20 protein-coding genes and 1 other annotated feature are annotated in these 22,261 nt (G+C 47.8%); of the genes, 3 read left to right on the top strand and 17 right to left on the bottom strand.

Features of this window, described 5'->3' with window-relative positions:
- Nucleotides 1–342: 342 nt before the first annotated feature.
- From ACLTOH_RS14595 to eno, 3 genes are all read right to left on the bottom strand, one after another.
- Nucleotides 343–2,010 carry an acetolactate synthase large subunit gene (locus tag ACLTOH_RS14595; RefSeq protein WP_412224309.1) on the bottom strand — a complete coding sequence of 556 codons (1,668 nt, stop codon included), beginning with the start codon at nucleotides 2,008–2,010 and terminating at the stop codon, nucleotides 343–345.
- A gap of 132 nt (nucleotides 2,011–2,142) precedes the next feature.
- On the bottom strand, nucleotides 2,143–2,610 hold the full coding sequence (locus ACLTOH_RS14590; RefSeq protein ID WP_337418199.1) for a DUF2798 domain-containing protein: 468 nt from the start codon (nucleotides 2,608–2,610) through the stop codon (nucleotides 2,143–2,145).
- Between the two features lie 369 nt (nucleotides 2,611–2,979).
- A complete protein-coding gene (gene eno, locus ACLTOH_RS14585) occupies nucleotides 2,980–4,278 on the bottom strand; it encodes a phosphopyruvate hydratase (RefSeq protein WP_117467351.1) in 1,299 nt (432 codons plus the stop codon).
- A gap of 440 nt (nucleotides 4,279–4,718) precedes the next feature.
- On the opposite strand from eno, the gene ACLTOH_RS14580 reads away from it, so the two are divergent.
- The gene (locus ACLTOH_RS14580) at nucleotides 4,719–5,102 is read left to right on the top strand and encodes a helix-turn-helix domain-containing protein (RefSeq protein WP_172594708.1); all 384 of its coding nucleotides are present in this window, start codon (nucleotides 4,719–4,721) and stop codon (nucleotides 5,100–5,102) included.
- A gap of 21 nt (nucleotides 5,103–5,123) precedes the next feature.
- On the opposite strand, the gene ACLTOH_RS14575 is transcribed toward ACLTOH_RS14580, so the two are convergent.
- Nucleotides 5,124–6,170: a tetratricopeptide repeat protein gene (locus ACLTOH_RS14575; RefSeq protein ID WP_172594707.1), complete on the bottom strand. Its 1,047-nt coding sequence runs from the start codon at nucleotides 6,168–6,170 to the stop codon at nucleotides 5,124–5,126.
- Between the two features lie 35 nt (nucleotides 6,171–6,205).
- Nucleotides 6,206–6,640 carry a large conductance mechanosensitive channel protein MscL gene (mscL, locus tag ACLTOH_RS14570; protein ID WP_412224308.1) on the bottom strand — a complete coding sequence of 145 codons (435 nt, stop codon included), beginning with the start codon at nucleotides 6,638–6,640 and terminating at the stop codon, nucleotides 6,206–6,208.
- A 314-nt stretch (nucleotides 6,641–6,954) separates the two neighbouring features.
- Between mscL and holA the strand changes: the two genes are divergently transcribed.
- Nucleotides 6,955–7,935 (top strand): DNA polymerase III subunit delta, encoded by a 981-nt coding sequence (gene holA, locus ACLTOH_RS14565; protein WP_412224307.1) that lies wholly within the window; start codon nucleotides 6,955–6,957, stop codon nucleotides 7,933–7,935.
- 102 nt (nucleotides 7,936–8,037) lie between these two features.
- Here holA and ACLTOH_RS14560 read toward each other — a convergent pair whose 3' ends face one another.
- The 10 genes from ACLTOH_RS14560 to ACLTOH_RS14515 all read right to left on the bottom strand — a co-directional run bounded on the left by ACLTOH_RS14560 (nucleotide 8,038) and on the right by ACLTOH_RS14515 (nucleotide 18,505).
- A complete protein-coding gene (locus ACLTOH_RS14560) occupies nucleotides 8,038–9,423 on the bottom strand; it encodes an FtsW/RodA/SpoVE family cell cycle protein (RefSeq protein ID WP_412224306.1) in 1,386 nt (461 codons plus the stop codon).
- 2 nt (nucleotides 9,424–9,425) lie between these two features.
- Complete coding sequence (locus ACLTOH_RS14555; RefSeq protein WP_022154221.1) at nucleotides 9,426–9,755, bottom strand: PadR family transcriptional regulator; 330 nt, start codon at nucleotides 9,753–9,755, stop codon at nucleotides 9,426–9,428.
- 219 nt (nucleotides 9,756–9,974) lie between these two features.
- Nucleotides 9,975–10,535, bottom strand: a complete 561-nt coding sequence (locus ACLTOH_RS14550; protein ID WP_337418204.1) for a hypothetical protein — start codon at nucleotides 10,533–10,535, stop codon at nucleotides 9,975–9,977.
- Between the two features lie 16 nt (nucleotides 10,536–10,551).
- Nucleotides 10,552–11,064, bottom strand: a complete 513-nt coding sequence (locus ACLTOH_RS14545; RefSeq protein ID WP_337536526.1) for a hypothetical protein — start codon at nucleotides 11,062–11,064, stop codon at nucleotides 10,552–10,554.
- An 11-nt stretch (nucleotides 11,065–11,075) separates the two neighbouring features.
- Complete coding sequence (locus ACLTOH_RS14540) at nucleotides 11,076–11,516, bottom strand: hypothetical protein (RefSeq protein ID WP_337545195.1); 441 nt, start codon at nucleotides 11,514–11,516, stop codon at nucleotides 11,076–11,078.
- 177 nt (nucleotides 11,517–11,693) lie between these two features.
- Nucleotides 11,694–12,353, bottom strand: a complete 660-nt coding sequence (locus tag ACLTOH_RS14535) for an NUDIX hydrolase (RefSeq protein ID WP_022312238.1) — start codon at nucleotides 12,351–12,353, stop codon at nucleotides 11,694–11,696.
- A 43-nt stretch (nucleotides 12,354–12,396) separates the two neighbouring features.
- Nucleotides 12,397–13,110: a superoxide dismutase gene (locus ACLTOH_RS14530; RefSeq protein WP_022312239.1), complete on the bottom strand. Its 714-nt coding sequence runs from the start codon at nucleotides 13,108–13,110 to the stop codon at nucleotides 12,397–12,399.
- A 119-nt stretch (nucleotides 13,111–13,229) separates the two neighbouring features.
- On the bottom strand, nucleotides 13,230–13,691 hold the full coding sequence (locus ACLTOH_RS14525; RefSeq protein ID WP_117467335.1) for a hypothetical protein: 462 nt from the start codon (nucleotides 13,689–13,691) through the stop codon (nucleotides 13,230–13,232).
- Nucleotides 13,692–13,717: 26 nt separating this feature from the next.
- Nucleotides 13,718–13,997, bottom strand: a binding site (T-box leader).
- Between the two features lie 118 nt (nucleotides 13,998–14,115).
- Entirely contained in the window at nucleotides 14,116–17,316 is a 3,201-nt protein-coding gene (gene carB, locus ACLTOH_RS14520; RefSeq protein WP_412224305.1) for a carbamoyl-phosphate synthase large subunit, read from the bottom strand.
- Between the two features lies 1 nt (nucleotide 17,317).
- Nucleotides 17,318–18,505, bottom strand: coding sequence for a carbamoyl phosphate synthase small subunit (locus tag ACLTOH_RS14515; protein WP_118550402.1), 1,188 nt, complete (start codon nucleotides 18,503–18,505; stop codon nucleotides 17,318–17,320).
- 297 nt (nucleotides 18,506–18,802) lie between these two features.
- On the opposite strand from ACLTOH_RS14515, the gene ACLTOH_RS14510 reads away from it, so the two are divergent.
- Nucleotides 18,803–20,002, top strand: coding sequence for an alanyl-tRNA editing protein (locus ACLTOH_RS14510; RefSeq protein WP_412224304.1), 1,200 nt, complete (start codon nucleotides 18,803–18,805; stop codon nucleotides 20,000–20,002).
- Between the two features lie 146 nt (nucleotides 20,003–20,148).
- Here the strand turns inward: ACLTOH_RS14510 and ACLTOH_RS14505 are convergent, their stop codons facing one another.
- Nucleotides 20,149–20,763 carry an ECF transporter S component gene (locus tag ACLTOH_RS14505; protein WP_022152972.1) on the bottom strand — a complete coding sequence of 205 codons (615 nt, stop codon included), beginning with the start codon at nucleotides 20,761–20,763 and terminating at the stop codon, nucleotides 20,149–20,151.
- A 143-nt stretch (nucleotides 20,764–20,906) separates the two neighbouring features.
- Entirely contained in the window at nucleotides 20,907–22,124 is a 1,218-nt protein-coding gene (locus tag ACLTOH_RS14500; RefSeq protein ID WP_118537982.1) for an EAL and HDOD domain-containing protein, read from the bottom strand.
- Between the last annotated feature and the right edge of the window lie 137 nt (nucleotides 22,125–22,261).

Genomic DNA, 22,261 nt, shown 5'->3' with positions numbered 1-22,261 from the left:
AACATGGATTACGCCCCGCTTGTCGGAAACTTCCGGGGCTCAACAGAGAAAAAACGTAAATTACAGGGCATTTCGTAACGTAGGCTATAATAAATGCCGCGATGCCCACCGCGGAAGGATGTTCCTTTTGCAGTGGAAGTTCGTGGATTTGAAACTACCATCTGCAATGAACCACGTTATTCATAAGATTGTCAGCATAAAACGCTGCCAATCTTATTTCATGTCGCGGCGTTTGCCACATCTCGGCATAAGTAAAGACAGCGAATTGTGCACGATCGCCCATCGCTGTCTTCACTATGCCTATGCGCGGCTCATTGCTCGCATAACTCTCTAGTTAAAACTCTACTTCTCAAACTTATCATGCAGATACTCCGAGAGCTTGGTATTTTCGCTGTAGTCCACAGGACAGTCGATGATGCAGGGGACCTTCTGCTGAAAGGCATCCTCCAGGATCGGCAGCAGGTCTTCCGCCTTCTCCATGCGGTAGCCTTTGGCATGCATGCTTTCCGCATATTTCACAAAATCGGGATTCTGGAAATCCACAAAGCAGTTGTGTCCGAAGTGATCCATCTGCTTCCATTTGATCAGACCATAGCTGGCATCGGAGAAGATCAGAGTCACAATGGGTGTCCCCTCTCTGAGGGCTGTCTCATACTCCTGGCTATTCATCATGAATCCGCCGTCTCCGGAGATCGCCAGTACCTTTTTCTCCGGGTAGATCAACTTGGCTGCCACAGCCCCCGGCACTGCGATGCCCATGGTGGCAAAACCGTTGGAGATGATGCAGGTATTGGGTTCGTAACAGTTGTACTCTCTGGCAATCCACATTTTATGAGCGCCCACATCCGAGATCACGATGTCATCCGCACCCATAAATTTACGGACATCGTACAGTATTTTCTGTGGCTTCATGGGAAAAGAGGTGTCATCCGCATAGCTTTCATATTCCGCCACCATTTCTTCCCGCAGTTTGAGAAATTCTTCCGGCTCCTCTTTTGCGTCACTGCGGTACAGGATCTGCTGTAAAGAATAGGAAATGTCTCCGACAACTTCCACCTCCGGCTGGTACAGCATGTTGATATGCGCCGGCCTCTGGTCGATATGAATAATCTTATGTTTCCCCTCTCCGTTCCATTTGCCGGGAGCGAATTCCACAATATCATAACCGACGGCGATCACCAGATCTGCCATATCCAGCACCTTGTTCTGGTAATCCTTCTGGGGGATGCCTATGGTCCAGAGGGAATATTTGTTGTTATAAGGAATGATGCCTTTGGCCATCATGGTATTGACCACCGGGATCTTCAGGACATCTGCGAAGCTGGTAAGAGCCTCCCCGGCGTGATTGCGCACCGCACTGTGTCCCACCAGAATCACCGGGTGCTTTGCCTTGAAGATCATGGCCGCCGCCTGATCGATACTGGAAAAGGATGCGTACTCCTTATCCCTTTCCGGCTTTTTCAAAGGCTGTGCGGCAATACCGGAGCTGACCGGAAGCTTCGCCACGTTCGTGGGAAGATCCACATGACAGGCTCCCGGCTTCTCACTCTCCGCATATTTAAAAGCGATCCTGACGATTTCATTGACGGAATTGGGGTTCACGATCTGTTTGCTCCGCTTGGTGATTGGTGCAAACAGCTCTACCAGATCCAGATACTGATGAGAAGTCAAATGCATCCGCTCCGTTCCCACCTGTCCGGTAATGGCAATCAGCGGTGCACCGTCGGAATTAGCATCTGCCGTGCCTGTGATCAGGTTCGTGGCACCGGGGCCCAACGTTGAGAAACACACACCTGCTTTTCCCGTCAGTCTTCCGTACATATCAGCCATGAATGCCGCTCCCTGTTCATGCCGCACCACGATCACCCGGATGTCCGATTTTTCCAGTGCATTCATCATATCCAGATTTTCCTCCCCCGGAATCCCGAAGACATATTTCACGCCCTCGTTTTCCAGACATTTTACTAACACCTCTGCAACTGTATTTTGCTTCTTTTCCTGCTCACTCATAGGTTTCACCTCGTAATTTCCTGACTTTTTCTACAAAATAAAAGAGACAACGCTTTCCGTTTCCACGGACTTCGTTGTCTCTTTATTTGCTCATGTTAGCACACTCACAGATGATAGTCAATTATACTTTTTCTATCCAATATAAATTTTTCCCACAACAAATCCAAAGACATTCCGCACTCCGGGGCCTGCGAAAAAGATCTGCCAGCACAGCGCCATGGGGAAGTTCTGGACGGTCTTCTGCAGCCACAGGGCGATGATCTGGTTGCCGGGGTGCATGAAGAGGCAGGTGGCGATAAAGCTCATCACCGGGCACATCAGGCATACGATCATGGAAGAGATCGCTAAAGTAATGAAAACGGGCTTATCCTCCGGGGATACCATGCGGAATGCCAGCTTCCGGGACAGCTTTTCCACTGCGAAATACTCCAGAATGCAGGCAATGGGCCACATAATGGGAATCTCGTGGAACGCTAACAGGAAGATCTCGTTGGTCATTCCTCCCTTGTCCAGTGCGATGTTGTAGCAGACCATAGCGTATACCATAACGAATGCCATGATCAGGGTAAAAATAATGTTCTGTAATCTTGTTTTCGGCATAATTGGATGCCCTCCTTTTCTAAAAATGGGCGCAAAAAGACACATGTGTGTTGTTCGTTAATCAGTGAGCAGTGCGCACATGTGTCGTTTCCAATTCTTACCTAAAGTCTCTATGCTATTTTCGCAACGGTGAGATTTTATCACATAGGTTTCGGAAAAGTCAATATGAAATAATGTATTTTTTCTTCCGCGGCTTCCTTCTGCTGTTCCCGGGATCTTACGCCATTTTCCCTGCCGCTCTATCTTAGATACAGATGGGAGAAAAAATGTTGCAAGGTTTTTAAAAAAGAAAAACGCAAACGGGACTGTCCTTTCGAACAGTCCCTGAAGAGAAAAAGAGAAACCAAAATAGTTTTGGGTAAAAGCAAATTAATTCTGAACGTTGAATGCGCCCATGCCGGGATATACGGCTGCTGCACCCAGTTCTTCTTCGATACGGAGCAGCTGGTTGTATTTCGCCACACGCTCGGTTCTGCTGGGAGCACCGGTCTTGATCTGACAGGTGTTCAGTGCCACTGCCAGGTCTGCAATGGTGGTATCCTCGGTCTCACCGGAACGGTGGGAGGAAATAGCGGTATAACCGGCCTTGTGTGCCATCTTGATGGCCTCCAGAGTCTCGGATACGGATCCGATCTGGTTCAGCTTGATCAGAATGGAGTTACCACAGCCAAGGGAGATTCCCTTTGCCAGTCTCTCGGTATTGGTTACGAAGAGGTCGTCGCCGACTAACTGTACCTTGTCGCCCAGTTCTGCGGTCAGCTTCTTCCAGCCTTCCCAGTCTTCCTCATCCAGTGCATCTTCTATAGAAATGATGGGGTATTTCTCCACCAGTTTCTTCCAATGTGCGATCAGTTCTTCGGAGGTAAATACGGTGCCTGCCTTAGGCAGCTTGTACTCGCCCACCTTGCCGGTCTTCCACTCGCTGGAAGCAGCATCCATAGCGATCTTGAAATCCTTGCCGGGCTCATAACCGGCTTTCTTTACAGCCTCTAAGATGGTCTCGATAGCTTCTTCGTCAGACTTCAATGCCGGTGCAAAACCACCCTCATCACCTACGGAAGTAGCCAGTCCTCTGTCCTTTAAAATAGAAGCCAGTGCGTGGAATACTTCAGCGCACCATCTTAAGCATTCCTTGAAGGAAGGCGCACCTACGGGCATGATCATGAATTCCTGTACATCCAGGCCGGAGGACAGTGCATGACAGCCGCCGTTGATAATGTTCATCATGGGAACCGGAAGTCTGTTGCCGGAGATACCGCCCAGGAAACGATACAGGGGAATATCCAGGGAGATTGCTGCTGCTCTCGCGCTGGCAATGGATACTGCCAGGATCGCATTGGCTCCCAGTCTGGACTTATCCTTGGTTCCGTCTGCATCGATCATTGCCTTATCAATGGCATAAATATCGGATGCATCCATTCCCTGCAGAGTCTCATTGATTACAGTATTGATATTTTCTACAGCCTTCTGAACACCCTTGCCCAGATATCTGCTCTTATCGCCGTCTCTCAGTTCCAGTGCCTCGAACTCACCGGTAGATGCTCCACTGGGAGCCATGCCGCGTCCGATGGTACCGTCTACCAGAGTTACCTCTGCTTCTACGGTAGGATTGCCTCTGGAATCCAGAATCTCTCGTCCAATGACTTTTTCAATCTCTAAATAGTTCATCTTGTTCTTCTCCTTTATCCTCTATTCTAAACTTTTTATTCCCAAACCTTCTCTTTCGTGAATCCCCCATCCCTGTGTATAAGGGCTGAAAAACTCCTCCCGGAAGATGGCCTCCCGGCAGTCCGCGGATTCAGCAGCTCCGTTTTCTCTGAGGAGTTTCACATGATTCACTCATTAGTTAGTTGTACCTAACTCTTGGATTATTATATCCGGCTTTCTTCAAAATAGCAATAGGTGTTAATGAGAGGATTTCTCAATGGATATTTTCCTGCATAATTTGTACTTTTTAGTTAAAATTAATTCTAGGAGCATTTTTTCATTATTTTCCTCGATTTCTAAATTCATATTCCTTTAAAACTAAAATATAGTAAAATAGAATTTATCAAATCTTAAAAGAAAACATTTAAATAGGCTGCATCTGCGGCAGAATGCGAGGCATTATGAGGAGTTTCGGTGAAATTCTGGCATCCCTGCGGGAAGAACGGGGCATTTATCAGAAAGAACTGGCTGCCATACTGAAAGTATCCGTTGGCACCATTTCGAATTACGAGAACAATATTCACTTCCCGGATCAGGAAGCTTTAATACAATTAGCGGAATATTTCGATGTAACCATCGATTATCTGTTGGGTCGGACTCCTTATCGTTACAATCCGGAAGTTCTGAGACAGGAATGTGTCCCCGGCACCACCGTATCCGATGTGGTAGAGGTGATACAGCATTTTAATCCGAAAAACATGGCTTCTCTGCTGGATTTTGTGGATCTGCTGCAATTAAGAGAAAAAGCAGAATCTTCCTCGCGGGAAGACTCTGCCAATGATTGATCGATAAATTCTATTGTCTTTTTATCTGGTGGACAGGAACTGTTGCTCCCGGATGGCTGCCTGGTCATCCGGGTAATTTTGTAAATAAGCATTCATCAGTACTTCTGCCTGCTGATAATCTTCCAGATACTCATAAGCTACAATTTCATTAAAGCACAAGGTCTGCATCAGGCTGTTTCCTTCGATCTGTTTTCCCGCCTGAAATGCCGCCAGAGCATTCTGATACTCCTTTTTTGCCATTTCACACAGACCCAGTTCATTGTAGATTTCTGCATTCGGCCCCTGCTTGGAGAGATAATTGTTGTACACACTGGACGCATAGTTATAATCTCCGGTAGCCGCATAGGCTCTTCCCAGATAGAGATAGCTGTCCGCGCCTCCCTTATCCCGGGCTTCATCCAGCGCCAGATAAGCTTTCTGGTATTCTCCCAGATAATAATAGATCCGTCCGCTGTCATAAGCATCCAGTTGTTTGGCTGTGTCCAGTACATTTTGCAGATATTCCTGACCGACCTCACGGTAGCCGTGCGCTGCCAGGGCTTCATAGATTTCTATTAACCGGTCATAATTTTTCGGATCCATGGAGATTGCCTGATCAAAATCCGCTTTGGCACTCTCATAATCTCCCAGCTCCAGTTCTGCAGAACCTCTGAGAAAATAAGCGTCCTTTTCCTCCGGCTTCAATCCCAGAATGGCATCATATACCTTTTTGGCTTCCGCAGGCTGTCCGTTCTTGGTGTATGCCGCCGCCAGATAGTAATTCATATCATAGTCCACGTTCTGAACCCAGCCGTCACTGAGTTCCAGGGCCTGTGTAAAATATTCTACGGCCTGATCATACTCTGTCAGCCCCATGCTGGCGATTCCCCGGCCTCTTGCGATCAGACGGCTGTCCTCTTTCTGTGCTTCCGCTTCGTCAAAGGCATTCAATGCCCCCTGATAATCCAGAGTTTCCACCAACTGCATTCCTTCGGTGATCTTCGTGGTATCACTTCCGCAGCCTGTCAGCATGCCTGTCATCAGACAGCAGACTCCTGCTGCCACTATTTTCCTGTGTATTTTTCCCATGCTTTCCTCCACGGCCGTATCTGTATTACCGGTTCCTATTTGTCTAACTGAGAAGTACAATGAGGGCATCTTGTGGCATCGATAGCGATCTCGCTCTTACAGAACGGGCATTTTTTCGTCGTGGGCGCTGCCGGTGCTTCCTCTTTGTGATGCAGGGTGTCTCCCAGCTTATTGATGAATTTTACCAGACAGAAGATCACAAATGCTGTGATCAGGAAGTTGATAACTGCCGTGATAAAATTACCGTACATCAATACCGGTGCCGTATCGCCGCTTCCCAGCTTTACATATAAATTCGAAAAATCCGTGCCTCCGAAGATGGCCAGAATCGGTGTCATGATATCTTGATTCAGAGAAGTAACGATAGCGGTGAATGCTCCGCCGACGATCACGCCGACTGCCATATCCATTACATTTCCCCTCAAAATAAACTTTTTAAATTCCTGAATGAATCCGCTTTTCTTGCTCATTTTTCTCTTCTTTCCTCTTATGGTATGATGGTCGAACCGCACTGTTCCACATTCGAACCGCGCCATTCGCAAAGTCGCGCTGCCGCGCTTTCCGTCACTTCGTGACTACCTTTGCTCATGAATCGGCGCTTAACTCATGGACATATTCGTTCGCAAAATCATGCAAGCATAATTTTGTCTCTCGTATATGTCCATGGTCGAACTGTTTTGTTTCATAATAGCATACACCCCTTGAAACCTCAATAGGAAATGGGGTATACTCTTTTAGGAATGTAATAGAAACGAAACTGTATTTTTCCCGAAAGGATCAGGTCATGCAGCGGATCAATGAAGACATCAAAACCGGCAATTTCAAACAGATCTACCTGCTCTACGGAGAGGAACGTTATCTGAAGAACCAGTACACGGCCCGTCTGCGTAAGGCATTGTGTCAGGACGGCGACGAGATGAACACCCATTTCTATCAGGGGAGGGATTTCTCCTTGGGACAGGTCATCGATCTGGCAGAGACGCTGCCTTTTCTGGCAGAACGCCGGGTCATGTTTTTCAAAGACACCGGGCTCTTCAAATCCGGCGGGGAAAAGCTGGCAGAATATCTGGCAAGCCCTAATGACACCACTTTTTTTGTGTTCACGGAAAGCGAAGTGGATAAACGGAGTAAACTGTATAAAACCGTGCAATCCAAGGGTTATGTGGCAGAATTCACGGTACAGGATGAGAATTCCCTGAAACGCTGGATTGCCGGTATCCTGGGCCGGGAAGGGAAAAAAATCTCCGAGAATACCGCACAACTGCTGCTCTCCAAAACCGGCACGGACATGGAAAATATCCAGATGGAACTGGAAAAGCTGATCTGCTACTGTCTGGACCGGGATGTAGTCACCGCAGAGGATGTGGAAGCGGTCTGCACCACTCGCATCACCAACCACATCTTCGATATGGTCAATGCCATTGCGGAAAAGCAGCCGCAGAAAGCCTTGCAGCTCTATTACGATCTGCTGGCACTGAAGGAGCCGCCCATGCGCGTACTGTTTCTGATTGCCAGGCAGTGTAACCTGCTGCTCCAGACCAAGGAATTAAAAAGCAGAGGCCACGACAACAAGACCATTGCTTCCAAGATTGGTGTACCGCCCTTTGCCGCCGGAAAATATGTGGCACAGGCGTCCCATTTCAAGACTTCCATGCTGAAAAATGCGGTAAAGCAGTGCGTGGAGACTGAGGAAGCCGTGAAATCCGGACGGATGAACGATATGATGAGTGTAGAGATACTGATTTTGTCGGTATTGCCCTCGTAAGCTTACGAAATGCATTAAATGAGTTCTGCTCACGATATAGAAAAGTCCATGGACAGTTTTCCTGCTCATGGACTTTTTATTTGCATTACTTTTATTACCATGTTACATATTCAGATTCAAAGTAATGGTCTTCTGCAATGATACCTGTGACGCCTTGAACTTTTTTGGATATACATCTTTGTATCTGTAAATACTCAGGATAATTCCCACCAGTGCGTAGCACAGTAAAATATTATTTCTGCCAACAGATAAGAACGGCAGGAAGGTCGATGTCAGCGGGATCCATCCCAACATTCCCGCAAAGTTCAGAGAAATATTTAATAAAATGATCATTCCGCATCCGAATCCCATCACCATGCCTAGTTCATTTTTCTGTCGGGCCGCAGCTCCGAACAGAAACACTACCAGTGCTGCTAGGATTGCGGCTACAAAGATTCCGGCCAGCAGTCCGTAACTGTTCAGAATATAAGAGAAAATGTAATCCTGATTGAATTCCGGCAAACCTCCCACCACATCTTTTCCACTGTTGCCCCAAAGTAAAATATTTTCATTAAATTTATGAAGCGTGGCCGTCATGTAATTGGCATCTCCGGAATGGGATAAATAGGAACGGATCCTGGCTTCCTGATACGTTTCCAGCATATGAAATGCGTACTTTACAGTCAGTAAGATAGCAGGTACTGCTGCGAAAAACAGCCACACACCGATAATCGTCTTTTTCACAGGCAGTTGAAACCACCCCTTCCAGACAGCCACCGTAAGTTCTATCAGCATACTGACCATCATGATGACAGCCACACCGAGGCTGGGGATTCGGGATGTAATAAATACCGGAAGGATCAGCCACAGGATCGCCCTGCACAGTGCGGATACACCACCGTCCCTGTATTTATATAGGATAGCGCCGTAAATCGGCACATAGAACATCATCAGGGAAGTAACCGCCACCCGGAGCCTTCCAAATCCGATCCAGTTGCCGATTCCGTTGACATCCAGACCACCGAAGCCTGCCACCCGCAGCCCTCCCAGAATCAGAATAGCTCCTCCGATGAACCTGGAGTACTTTGCAATTACGGTATAATCCAGGAAGTAGATCACACACATGAGGAGGAATCCAATAACAACGGCTGAGCCAAACCCCTCCGTAGTATAGCGGTACACTTCCTGTCTCCATGTTTCCAGCTCCTGATAACCGGGTTGTCTGAGAATGGATTGCTGTATCAGAATGCCCAGCAAGCTTAAAATTCCTACGATCACAAGTAACTTCCATGCAATCTTAGGCTTGTGGATCCTGTCCAGCGAGATCCCCACTTCTACCGGATCTCCCATGTCCGTAACCGCATTTTTCTCTGCTTCCTCATAGCTCATTCCATCGGAAAGATTGTCCTCAATCTGGCATTCTATATGGTCTCTTATCTCCTCGGCGATATAGGGTCTGGCTTTTTTACAACGGATCTGTGACAACAGTTTTTCCAAATATGTTTCCATCCTTATACCCCCATTGCCAGAACGCTGGTCACAGCAGACTGATATTCCATCCACTCCGCTTTTTTGGTTTCCAGTAATTTTCTGCCCTCTTTCGTAATACTGTAATACTTCCTCGTCTTGCCTGCATATTCCTGCTCATATACCGTAAGCAGGCCCTTCGCTTCCAGCCCATGCAACAGCGGATACAGCGTACCTGCTTTTAACTCGAACACGTTACAGGATTTTTTCCGCAGTGTATCGATCATCTCGTATCCGTACATATCCTTCTCCGCCAGTAATCTGAGCAGGAGCATCGTCATACTTCCCGACATCAGTGATTTGTCCACAGCCATTTTTTGTCCTCCTTATATAGATAGCCGATATATATCGTTGTCTATAATATATATCGGCTATCTATATATGTCAATATTTATTTTTCAAATCGATCACTAATCCATCTCAACTTCATCTACGATTTTGTATTTGTTATCCGTATCTTCTTTTCTTATAATAAACAGCACATCCGTAGTCATCTCGTTCTGTCTAACAGCGTTCCCCGAATCATCAAATCATTATTTGCTGTATTTTTCTACATTTTCAATGCTTTCCGATACCGTTGCATTCTCCGGCTCCCATTCACGGATCTGGCAGCTGGCAACCATCTGCGAGATAATCTTTTTATATTTTTTATAATCCTTTTGTGACATAGAGATGGTAATATTATAGAATCCCTGACCGGTGAAATCCCCTTTAAAAACATAGGATTCGCTTATCCATTCACCGCTTGTTTCGATTCCATGAAGCGCCGTAAGTTCCTCATTCACTTCCACGGTCTCCAGATCATTTTCATCCCCTGCATAATAAGGAGAAAAACTGTTACAAAAATAGATACTGCTCTCCTGGCTATCATCCGTATAAATCCGGATTCCCTCGTCGGGACTGGCTTCCTCTGTCTCGGTCGCAGGCCACCCTTCCTGAAGCTTCGCTGTCCATTCTACAGGTCTGTCTATGCTTAAGGTAAACCCTGCTGTCTCATTTGTGTATTCGCAGCGGATCATCTCCTGCTTTCCACAACCGGTCATTGCCCATAATGCTGCTAAAATCATCAGACCCTCAATCCATTTTTTACCCATAAGCACCTCCGTCATTCTACTCTGCTGTTGCTATCTCTACACCCTGGGCAATATCTTCCCCCCAGGATTTTTCCTCCCTGCAATAGCGGAACTCCTTCGCATTCAGGTCAATTGCTCCTAATTCTTCCTGTCCCGCAATATATAAGTCATCCCTAATGCGGTAACCCCTCGGTCCCCATAAGTAACCTCCTAATATTCCGGTCAGAATAAATACCATAAAATAGAGTCCCGGAACACCTGCGACAAAAGCATAAAACGCTATCTGGAAGCTCCAGATGGGGATTAACAGATTGAGCGCTGCCACACAGGCAACGCCAAAAGCAACATATTCCGCACCTTTTGCTTTGTCCCGTCTGGTCCTTGTCGCCAACAGGAATCCCCATGCCGTATAGAGCAGCATACGTACCACCGTCCGGACTCCGCTCATTTCGTCAAAAGAAGTTTTGTAATCCTCCTTTAGTGCCACCAGGACAATCAGGATCACAACAGACAAAATAATTTTGTAGTAATTTGAAAAAATCTTCTTCATAGCTGCTCCTTTCATTCTACATTCAGGAAAGTATATCCTCCCATATCCGTATCCTTCCACGCCAGGGCGTCTTCCTTGTTCCTGTAATATACAGTCTTGACAACATTGGTACCCAGTTCTTCCCGGTCCACCGTTTCTCTCACTTCACGCAAATGCTCATTAAGTCTCTCTGCCGTTACTTCCCCTTTTACCACATACGAAATTTCATATACATTCCCCCAGTCAGGATCATCGATGTATCTTGTGCCTATCTGCTGATAAGTAGGTTCTCTATGCTTTATCATATATCCCAACAGCAGTCCTCCGACGATCACCAGTATTCCCACCAGGACAGCAGTTTTTACGATCCGGCTGTTCTTTTTCTTCGGGGGCTCTCCGTCCGTTTCCTCTGTCTCTCCTTTCTGCGGTTCTGGATTCTGCAATTCATCACAGGATATGTCTTTGCTCCTCAATTGTACTTGCTAATGACATAATTATACAATTGAGCAATTGGAAAATCAATTGAGCGAACGGCAACCTTCCTCTTTGTTAATCATAACGAAGAATTTTTCGCTATTTGTTACAAATTTCAAAAAAAGCGTGCAGATCTCTCCACACGCTTTTCGTTCATCGTCTTATTTATTCAAAAATTATTTCCACATTCCCGTCGCAAAGCACATCAATGCCGCCCAGGTATATAACGGGTAAAAAAATCCCTGGTCATCCACGCCGTCTTTTAAGATTTTCTGTGCTTCTTCTTTGGTCAGCAGCAGAAAACCATCAAAACATTCCGTTCCAACGGCTCCTTCCTGACTTACCTTCGGCATCTCTTCACGGTTCAATATGATCTGCACCAGTGCATTGCTCTCATCCGTCATACCGGGGGTACTGAATACCAGCGGATTCACCAGACGGATGCTGTCGCTCTCTTCCAGTGTGATGCCGGTCTCTTCCCGAAGCTCCCGGGCTGCCGCATGGAATACGGGATTTTCTTCCGTTGCATCCTCCGGGTCTAAAAGTCCTGCCGGAACGCTCAGCAGAAAATGTCCTGCCGGGTAACGATACTCACGGCTTAAGCAAAGTCTCGGTTCTTGTCCTCTGATCTTCAGGATCACAACGCAGCTGACTGCATCTGGCAGCATCTGTCTGAATTCTTCGTCGCTCTTTACCGCTGCCAGATTATCTTTGGCTCTTCTGGTAGCATCAAAATAATGTTTTCCCGGCTCATATTGCAGATCAAATACCTTGATAAATCTGCTGTCGTAGACGGTCTCTACCTGTTCCTTTTTTATGATCGGTCTGTTCTCCATAGTCATTTTCCTCTTTCTGTTCTTCTGTTCCGCACGTTGCACACTATCTGTCGTTCGCTTCTGTTGTGCGGCTGTCATTTTGCAATTTTTCCGCTTCCCCGGCCGCTCTTTCCAGTCTGCAAAGTACCTGTTCGTAACGTCGTCCCGCTTTTTTCCAGTGGATCAGCTTATGCCATCCTTCCACGTAATCCGGCCTGCGGTTCTGATACTGTAAATAATAGGCATGCTCCCACACATCTATGGGAAATATGGAGGTATACAATTTCAGATCCGGGACATCCTGATTCGCTGTAGTAAGGACCATCAGAGTACCGTCCTGGTCACTCACAAGCCATGCCCATCCGGAGCCAAATACCCCCGTGGCTGCCTGTGACATCTGTTCTTTCCATTGTCTCACCGATCCAAAATCCCGGACCAGCGCCTCCTCCAGAGCTCCACAGGGCTCCTGTCCTGCCGGGCTTCGCATACTGTCAAAATACAGCTGATGATTATATACACCGCCACCGTTATTGTGAATGCTTTTCCGGGCTTCCTCCGGCAGGGACGCAAGTATATTATCCTCCGAAGTGAGCAGTTCCGTCAAGGACATCTGCTGTAACTGCGGATAATCGGCAAGGGTGGCATTCAGCTTATCCACATAGGTCTGATAATGCCTGTCGTGATGAAAATGAAGTGTTTCCTCATCTAATACCGGAAGCAGGGCATCATATTCGTAGGGAAGAGGCTGCGCAACAAAAGGATAATGTTCTTCTAACATGAGACTCCAATCCGCCTGCGGGATACAGGCTTACGATCATACAATATTTACCATACGCCTAGTATATGCTGTCCCCACGGATTTTATTTTCAAATTTGTGCTTTTACAGCCGACCGCTCCTATGCTCTCTTTCTCTGCACGGCCGGATAGATCTCTCTGGCAACTTCCAGACTTTGTCCGGATCTGACTTTCTGCACATCCGCTGTCTCCTGGGCTAACAGCCATCCGCAGACTTCCTCTGCCAGTGGCTCTCCCTGTTCTCTCAGCCAGAAGCTGACATTCGCCAGCATCTGTAAATGATTCAGGATCGTATTACGGCAAAGTCTTCGGTCCGTAATGCGGGTCTTCCAGGGCTCCCCCTCTACGTACAGTTGTGCCGCCTCCCGCAGATAGGCCCGGATCAATGCGGTCTGTTCATGATTGCTCTTCTGCAGTTCCTCACTGATCTTCTTGGTCTCCCAATACAGTTCTTCGCTGCATCGGCCAGCGGGAACGATCCCTTCCATGTATTTTTGTATAAAATGCAGGCTTTCATTTACCTGTCTGCAATATTCTCTGATCAGTTCTTCTCTTTTTGACATAATAAAAAACCGCCCTTAAATTAAAATTTAAGGGCGGAACATTCTTCCGCGGTACCACCTTAATTCGCCCATCTCTCACGGGATCAGGCCTCTGCAACTACGGACAAACAAACGCTCATCGATAGTCAGGTACGATAACGGGTACTCTCGTTGCAGCCTGTCCGCATCTGCCGGATATCCTGTCCGAATACGAAGTCGGTGCAAAGCTCCGAGACCATGTTCAAAGAAGCCTTCCATATCCCTTCCCACCTGCCGGGACTCTCTGCGACGTATCTCTTCTCCTACTCTTCTCTTCACAGCCTTTATGTCTTTAACTGTTTGTATTTTATTCCTTTCGCGGACATTTGTCAACACTTTGTTTTTGTCACAAACACAAACAGTGGAGCAACTTTCGCGACTCCACTGTTCTTATCCATTTTATATCTTACAGTTGTGCAATATCCACCAGCGTCAGTTCCTTACAATCGTTCATATGCTCCATGCTGGTCACGAGAGCATTGGCGGTGTCCATTGCAGTGATGCAGTAGATACCGGTCTCGATAGCGGTACGGCGGATCAGGAAACCGTCTCTGGTCTTGTCGCGGCCCTGGGTCGGGGTATCGATGACAAGGTCGATCTTGTGTCCCAGGATCAGGTCCATAACGGTCGGGGATTCCTGAGAGATCTTGTTGACCTTTCTTGCCTTCACACCTGCTTCATTCAGAGCAGCTGCGGTACTTCTGGTAGCATAAATGGTGTATCCCAGCTTTTCGAAGCGTCTTCCGACTTCAATGGCTTCACCCTTATCCGCATCCTTCACGGTGATGATCATGTTCTTGTACTTGGGCAGTTCTACACCTGCTCCCAAGAATGCCTTGTACAGAGCCTCATTGAAGGTCTTGGCGATACCCAGACACTCACCGGTAGACTTCATCTCCGGTCCTAAGCTGATCTCGGCACCGCGGATCTTCTCGAAGGAGAACACGGGCATCTTGATGGCAAAATACTCTGCCTCAGGCTGTAAGCCGGGCTCGTAGCCAAGCTCACGGATGGTCTTGCCGATGATCACTTCGGTAGCCAGATCCACGATAGGAATACCGGTTACCTTGCTGATATAAGGTACGGTACGGGAAGAGCGGGGGTTAACCTCAATGACATATACTTCATCACCGATGGCAATGAACTGGATATTGATCAGTCCCTTGACATGCAGTGCCTTTGCCAGTCTTCTGGTGTACTCTGCGATCTTCTCTTTTACTACTTTATCAATAGTCGGAGCCGGATATACGGAGATACTGTCTCCGGAGTGGATACCGGTTCTCTCGATATGCTCCATGATACCGGGGATCAGGATATCGGTACCGTCGCATACGGCATCGACCTCGATCTCCTTACCCTGTAAATACTTATCTACCAGGATCGGGTGATCCTGTGCGATACGGTTGATGATCTCCATGAATTCTTCGATCTCTTCATCGGAGATAGCGATCTGCATGCCCTGTCCGCCCAATACATAGGAAGGACGCACCAGTACGGGATAGCCCAGTCTGTTAGCAACCGCCTTAGCTTCCTCTGCGGTGTATACAGTACCGCCGGCTGCACGGGGAATCCCGGTCTCTTCCAGAATCTTGTCGAACAGTTCTCTGTCCTCAGCGGCATCTACATCCTCCGCCTTGGTACCTAAGATAGGCACGCCCATCTTCATCAGGCTCTCAGTCAGCTTGATAGCGGTCTGTCCGCCGAACTGTACCACAGCACCATCGGGATGCTCAATATTTACGATAGATTCCACATCTTCCGGAGTCAAAGGCTCGAAATACAGCTTGTCCGCAATATCGAAGTCGGTACTTACGGTCTCCGGGTTATTATTGATGATAATGGTCTCATAGCCTGCCTTGGAGAATGCCCAGGTAGCATGTACAGAACAATAGTCGAACTCGATACCCTGTCCGATACGGATAGGACCGGAACCCAGTACCAGGACTTTCTTGCGTCCGGTGGTCTCCTTGGCTTCGCACTCGCCGCCGAATACGGAATAGTAATAAGGAGTGGAAGCTGCGAACTCTGCAGCACAGGTGTCTACCATCTTGTAGACAGCCTTAATGCCGTTGTCATAACGCATCTTCTTGATCTCTTCCTCGGTCTTGCCGGTCAGTCTTGCGATCACGTTATCCGGGAACTCGATTCTCTTGGCTTCCTTCAACAGATCAACCGTCAGCGGCTGTGTCTCCAGCGCATGCTCCATCTCGGTCAGAATGGCAATCTTGTCGATGAACCACAGGTCGATCTTGGTAATGTCGTGGATCTGCTCGTAGCTGATGCCCTTACGGATAGCTTCCGCAATGACATAAATACGCTGGTCATCCACGATCTTCAGACGCTCTAACAGTTCCTCCACAGACAAAGCGCTGAAATCATAGCTGCGCAGGCAGTCCACATGCTGCTCCAGGGAACGGATAGCCTTCATCAGTGCTCCCTCGAAGTTATTGCAGATACTCATAACCTCACCGGTTGCTTTCATCTGGGTGGTCAGAGTACGTTTTGCAGTGATAAATTTATCGAAAGGCAGTCTGGGGATCTTCACGACACAGTAATCCAGTGTCGGCTCGAAGCTGGCATAGGTCTTGTGGGTAATGGCATTTTTGATCTCATCCAGAGTAAAGCCAAGTGCGATCTTCGCTGCTACCTTTGCGATAGGATAACCGGTCGCCTTACTTGCCAGTGCGGAAGAACGGCTGACACGGGGATTTACCTCGATAACACAATATTCAAAGCTGGTGGGATGCAGTGCAAACTGTACGTTACATCCACCGGTGATCTGCAGTTCGTTGATGATCTTCAGTGCGGAAGTACGTAACATCTGGTACTCTTTATCGCTCAGGGTCTGGGAAGGAGCTACTACGATACTGTCTCCGGTATGCACGCCGACAGGATCGATGTTCTCCATGTTACATACAGTGATGCAGTTGCCTGCGCTGTCACGCATTACTTCGTACTCGATCTCTTTCCAGCCCGCGATACAACGCTCTACCAGTACCTGTCCTACACGGGACAGACGTAAACCGTTCTCCAGGATTTCTTCCAGTTCTACCTGATTGTGGGCGATACCGCCACCGGAACCTCCCAGGGTATAAGCGGGACGCAGTACAACCGGATAGCCGATGGTGTTGGTGAATTCCACACCGTCTTCCACGTTCTCTACGACCTTGGATGCTGCACAGGGCTCACCGATGCGCTCCATCAGATCCTTGAACTCCTGACGTCCTTCGGCGTTACGAATGGTAGCTGCGGTAGTACCTAACAGCTTTACATTATGAGCTGCCAGGAAACCCGACTCCTCCAGCTCCATGCCGAGGTTCAGACCAGCCTGTCCTCCCAGGGTGGGGAGAATGCTGTCGGGTTTTTCCTTTTTAATGATCTGCTCCAGAACCTTTACGTTCAGAGGCTCAATATATACCTTATCTGCGATATCTTTATCGGTCATGATGGTCGCAGGATTGGAGTTCACCAGGATTACCTCTACTCCCTCTTCCTTCAGGGAACGGCAGGCCTGGGTACCTGCATAGTCGAATTCCGCTGCCTGTCCGATGACAATAGGACCGGAGCCGATTACCATTACTCGTTTTACATTAGGATTCTTGGGCATCTTAGTTCTCTCCTCTCATCATATGAATGAACCGGTCAAACAGGTAACCGGAGTCCTGGGGTCCCGGACATGCTTCCGGATGGAACTGTACGGTGAAAATGTTCTTGCCGGTGTAGGACAGACCCTCGTTGGTACCGTCGTTGACATTGATGAATGCGGGAACCGCTACGGACGGATCCAGCTTATCGGTATCTACCACATAGCCGTGGTTCTGAGAGGAAATATATACTCTTCCGGTCATCAGATCCTTTACCGGATGGTTGCCTCCTCTGTGTCCGTATTTCATTTTATGGGTATCTGCGCCGGTAGCCAGAGCCATCAGCTGATGTCCCAGACAGATTGCGAAAATAGGGATCTCGGTATCGTATAACTTTTTGATCTCGGCGATCACACCGGTACACTCCTTGGGGTCTCCCGGTCCGTTACTTAACATGATACCGTCGGGATTATCATCAATGATCTCCTGTGCGGGAGTTCCTGCGGGGTATACGGTCACCTCACAGCCTCTTTCTGCCAGGGATCTGGCGATATTTCTCTTGGCTCCCAGGTCTAACAGAGCTACCTTCAGTCCCTGTCCGGACAGCTCCGTTACCAGTGCGGGCTTAGGCTCTCTGACACCTTTTTCATAAGCTTCTTTATCAAAACGCGCTGCACCGGAGAGAGGTCCGTTCTGTGCCAGCTCCGTGGTGGGCGCTACCACATATTTTTCCCTGCAGGTCACCTTTTCCACGACCTTGCCTGTGGTATACTCCTTCAGCTTCGGAAGTACTTCGTTCAGGTCATAGGCTTCGTTGGTGGTGATCATGCCGTTCATGGTACCCTTCTCACGCAGGATCTTGGTCAGCGCACGGGTATCGATGCCGGCGATACCGGGCACGCCGTTCTCCTCTAAGTATTCCTGTATTGTGCAGTCACAGCGGAAGTTGCTGGGAATACGTGAAAGCTCTCTGACGATGAATCCATCCGGCCAGGGTTTCTCCGACTCGCAGTCATCCCTGCATATGCCATAGTTACCGATCAGGGGGTAAGTCATGCATACAGCCTGTCCTGCATAGGACGGATCCGTCAGGACCTCCAGATATCCGGCCATGGATGTGTTAAATACGATTTCACTGATGATCTCTTTGTCTGCACCGATGTGCGTTCCTTCGAACACCGTTCCATCTTCCAAAATCAAAAATGCCTTCATTCTTTCCTCACATTCTGCCGCTTTTTGCGACGTTTGTATTTCCAGTGTGTTTCTCTACTGCTTAATCGATTCATTATATCATAAAAAGAAATGCGTCGCAATAGACCCTGTCTGCGTAAAAACCTACAAAAAACAATTACGCAATCCCAATACTCCTTGGAGAATCTGACAAAGCTGTGTAAAAGCTTACATTTTCCATTGCTTTTTCCACCGGGTCTGATATAGAATAGATATATATTTTCTATTTTTCAATTATCACAAAACGCTGTTTTCCTACAGCAGATTGGACAGGCATCTATGGATCGTATCAGCAATGCACAAATGAATTCCCTTGGCACACGTAAAATATATTATGAAGATGTACATCAGACGGATTTTACCGCCGTGGTGACCGAATGTGTTCCTGCCAAAGAAGAAGGATATTATCTGATCGTTCTGGATGCTTCCGCATTTTTCCCGGAAGAGGGCGGCCAGTCCGCCGATAAAGGCACCTTAAACGGTCAGGAAGTACTGGATGTCAGCATTAAGCAGGGCATCCTGTATCATAAAATGACCTGTGAGCTTCCCACAGGCACTGAAGTCACCGGTCATGTGGACTGGAACCGCCGGTTTGATTTCATGCAGCAGCACTCCGGTGAGCATATGATCTCCGGCTTACTGCACTCTCATTTCGGACTGGAAAACGTAGGCTTCCATTTAAGCGACAGAGAAGTGACACTGGATATGAACGGAGAATTCTCTCTGGAGCAGCTGCGTCTCATCGAACAGGAGGCCAACGCTTATGTCTGGAAAAATCTTCCGGTCAACATCAGCTGGCCCTCCTCCGAAGAACTGTTAAGCTTAAACTACCGCAGCAAGCTGGCTCTCACGGAAAATGTACGTATCGTCGAGATCCCCGGCGTGGATCTGTGTGCCTGCTGTGCTCCGCATGTAGATACCACCGGACAGATCGGTCTCATCAAAGTTGTAAATGTGCAGAGCCACAGAGGCGGTGTCCGCATCAATATTCTCTGCGGAAACCGTGCTCTGGCAGATTATACTGAAAAACAGGATTCTGTCTGGGCAATTTCTTCTCTGCTCTCAGCGAAACAGCCGGAAGTAGCAGGTGCTGTTGCCCGCGCCAAAGAGGATGCAAGGCTGCAAAAAGAGCGCGCCAATGCCCTGCAGGCAGAGCTACTGAACGTACAGATGGACGCACTTCCCTCCCCGGAAAAAGTACGCCACGTGCTTCTCTTCGTCGGTGAACTGGATGCCATCGCCCTACGAAACGCTGTGAATACCCTGACCGGAAAATATTCCGGTTACTGTGGTATCTTTGCCGGAGATGATACAAACGGTTATCGATTTATTGTAGGCAGTGCTTCCTGTAACTGTCAGGAACTGGCAGACCGCATGCGCCGGGAACTTTCTGCAAAAGGTGGCGGATCCGCTCCCATGATCCAGGGGAATGTTGCTGTCACGGCAGATACCCTGCAGACAATGTGGGTGTCGCTGTAATGACCATACTTTCTGCCTATATATGCATTTCGGCACATGAATTCCGTATTCAAAATTTCCACATGGAAAACCCCCGGCATGACCATCTGTCATACTCCGGGGGTCTGTTTGTATATTTTATATATTTTTCGTTTCGGGAAATCTGATTATTTCTCTTCTGTTGCTGCATTCTTCTTCAGTGCTACGCTGACTGCCTTCGCAACGCCACCACCTACTACACAGCTCATAGGCATCTCCAGTGCTCCGTTGATACCACAGAATGCTACGGCGAACATAAACAGATTCGCTCCGGTTGCATTCATGCTCTGCAGATACTCGGTATGACCGAAGCAGATCATCAGAGTAGACATGAAGAACAGGGTGTTCATAAATGCTCCCAGCAGACCGGTCACGAAGTAAGTTACGGTCTTCGTCTTGTCAATCTTCCACAGTGCCTTGAAGATCACGCCGGACAGCCATCCCATCAGAGTTCTGGTAGGGATGCATACCAGGAAAGTGAAAAACGGATTCATTGCTACCAAAGCTGCTCCAAAAGGGTCTCCTGCAAAACACTGGTAAAAGCTAGTAAGTCCAAATACCAGTCCCAGTACGGCTCCGCCTGCGGGTCCTAAGATCATTGCACCGATTACTACGGGAATGGTCATCAGGGAGATTGCTAACGGTCCGATGCGCAGATACCCAAGCGGGGTAAACGCCAGAATCAGCATGATCGCGATGAGTACGGCCAATTGTACCATCTCAAGTGTCTTGTTTTTTTTCATATGAAATTTCCTTTCCGCGCTTTTTGCGCCTTTGCTACTATTCCTCCATCTGGCGTCCTTTGGACTGCCGGAGGATATAATTACAAGTCATTCAAGAAAATAACATAAATGTATACAAAACACAAGTACATTTTTTAATACAATCAACGTACGGTGCGATACCACTTCAACGCCGATGTATAGGCTTCATATACTGTATTCATATCAATATTCTTTAATAGCATCAGGCGGGATACCTCCGCCCAGTTGGCTGTCTCATACTGCAGCATAAAATCGTACACCGGTGCCAGTACGCCGATGCGGTAGATCAGTGCATTGCTGATCTCGCCAGCCACATGGACCACCTTCAAAGCCTCTGCCATGGGTTTCTCGAGGATCACATCCAGCACGGAGAACAATCCCATCAGGAACAATTCATCCTTCTGCGCCTTCAGGCCAAACGCTTCCGCCAGATTCTCGGCAAATTTCGCACGAAGCAGAGAAAGTCTGGTAACCTCATTCGGCTTATCCGCATACAAAGCATTGGCTACTGCCGTGTTGATCCACTTTTTCAGTTCCCGCTGTCCCAGCATGGCAGCCGCATGACGGATAGATGTAATCTCCGAATTTACAGCCAGTGGCTGAACCATTTTCAGCAGATCGATCGTAAGTGCGGTATCACGGCTGATGATATCCGCCGCTGTCGTGAGTTCAAAATCCGGGCTGTTCACAATATTCAGCAGGTCAATATAGTTACCCTTCAAGGGTGCCACATCCGTCTGTCCCTTCGTAATGGGAACTCGATAGAACTTACCCTCATAGAAACGATATCCGCCGGTCTCCTTCAGTCTCTCGAAGTCCTCCATGGTATCAATATTACCGGCACACAGACTGATATTCGGGAATAATTTTCCGAAATAAATCTTGGCTTTGTCAATGGCGATTTTACGATTATTCAGAAGAACATAATCCATCAGCTTCAGGACTTCTCTGTAATTTTCAAAATCACTGACCGCAAGCTTGCGAATGGCAAGTTTATAGCCTTGCTGTTTCAATTCCTTCAGACGATTGACATACATTTCAATCGGCGGAATGGTATTATCGATCAAAAGTACGATTTTTTCATGAGGTGCATCGCACTGCTCCGGAATATCCGCAAAAATCGAGATATTGCTGATCGGTACGAAGATTTCTTTTCCCTGAGACAAGGTATCAATACCCATTTTCTGGATCAGTTCCAGACCCGTGATCTGGGATGCCCCGTCGAACTGTGCGGTTCCAAGCAACAGAGGATTCAACAGGAAATTCTCCCTCTGGGTAAAAAAGGAGTAGGCACAAACGGCCATATTTTCATCAAAAAGCGGTACTAATGTAAGCAGCATATTTTTACCTCCCAATCTATCTATATTATACCGATTCCGACAAGACTTTACAAGTGGTACTATCAGCACAGAGATGTAAATAGAGAGTTAGTAAAGAAATGCTATCAAATCCCCGTAGCCCTTGGCAGGGTATAAGA

The organism is Waltera sp. (assembly GCF_046969025.1).
Taxonomy (GTDB): Bacteria; Bacillota; Clostridia; order Lachnospirales; family Lachnospiraceae; genus Acetatifactor; species Acetatifactor acetigignens.
This window is presented reverse-complemented; position numbering and strand designations above follow the sequence as displayed.

Bases quoted from the DNA above. Each gene is read 5' to 3' on its own strand.
- ACLTOH_RS14560 (WP_412224306.1), bottom strand. From the start codon at position 9,423: ATGGAAACATATTTGGAAAAACTGTTGTCACAGATCCGTTGTAAAAAA.
- ACLTOH_RS14505 (WP_022152972.1), bottom strand. From the start codon at position 20,763: ATGAAAAAAAACAAGACACTTGAGATGGTACAATTGGCCGTACTCATC.
- ACLTOH_RS14500 (WP_118537982.1), bottom strand. From the start codon at position 22,124: ATGCTGCTTACATTAGTACCGCTTTTTGATGAAAATATGGCCGTTTGT.
- holA (WP_412224307.1), top strand. From the start codon at position 6,955: ATGCAGCGGATCAATGAAGACATCAAAACCGGCAATTTCAAACAGATC.
- ACLTOH_RS14550 (WP_337418204.1), bottom strand. From the start codon at position 10,535: ATGGGTAAAAAATGGATTGAGGGTCTGATGATTTTAGCAGCATTATGG.
- carB (WP_412224305.1), bottom strand. From the start codon at position 17,316: ATGCCCAAGAATCCTAATGTAAAACGAGTAATGGTAATCGGCTCCGGT.
- ACLTOH_RS14580 (WP_172594708.1), top strand. From the start codon at position 4,719: ATGAGGAGTTTCGGTGAAATTCTGGCATCCCTGCGGGAAGAACGGGGC.
- ACLTOH_RS14510 (WP_412224304.1), top strand. From the start codon at position 18,803: ATGGATCGTATCAGCAATGCACAAATGAATTCCCTTGGCACACGTAAA.
- ACLTOH_RS14595 (WP_412224309.1), bottom strand. From the start codon at position 2,010: ATGAGTGAGCAGGAAAAGAAGCAAAATACAGTTGCAGAGGTGTTAGTA.
- ACLTOH_RS14555 (WP_022154221.1), bottom strand. From the start codon at position 9,755: ATGGCTGTGGACAAATCACTGATGTCGGGAAGTATGACGATGCTCCTG.
- ACLTOH_RS14590 (WP_337418199.1), bottom strand. From the start codon at position 2,610: ATGCCGAAAACAAGATTACAGAACATTATTTTTACCCTGATCATGGCA.
- ACLTOH_RS14545 (WP_337536526.1), bottom strand. From the start codon at position 11,064: ATGAAGAAGATTTTTTCAAATTACTACAAAATTATTTTGTCTGTTGTG.
- ACLTOH_RS14535 (WP_022312238.1), bottom strand. From the start codon at position 12,353: ATGGAGAACAGACCGATCATAAAAAAGGAACAGGTAGAGACCGTCTAC.
- mscL (WP_412224308.1), bottom strand. From the start codon at position 6,640: ATGAGCAAGAAAAGCGGATTCATTCAGGAATTTAAAAAGTTTATTTTG.
- ACLTOH_RS14515 (WP_118550402.1), bottom strand. From the start codon at position 18,505: ATGAAGGCATTTTTGATTTTGGAAGATGGAACGGTGTTCGAAGGAACG.
- eno (WP_117467351.1), bottom strand. From the start codon at position 4,278: ATGAACTATTTAGAGATTGAAAAAGTCATTGGACGAGAGATTCTGGAT.
- ACLTOH_RS14575 (WP_172594707.1), bottom strand. From the start codon at position 6,170: ATGGGAAAAATACACAGGAAAATAGTGGCAGCAGGAGTCTGCTGTCTG.
- ACLTOH_RS14525 (WP_117467335.1), bottom strand. From the start codon at position 13,691: ATGTCAAAAAGAGAAGAACTGATCAGAGAATATTGCAGACAGGTAAAT.
- ACLTOH_RS14530 (WP_022312239.1), bottom strand. From the start codon at position 13,110: ATGTTAGAAGAACATTATCCTTTTGTTGCGCAGCCTCTTCCCTACGAA.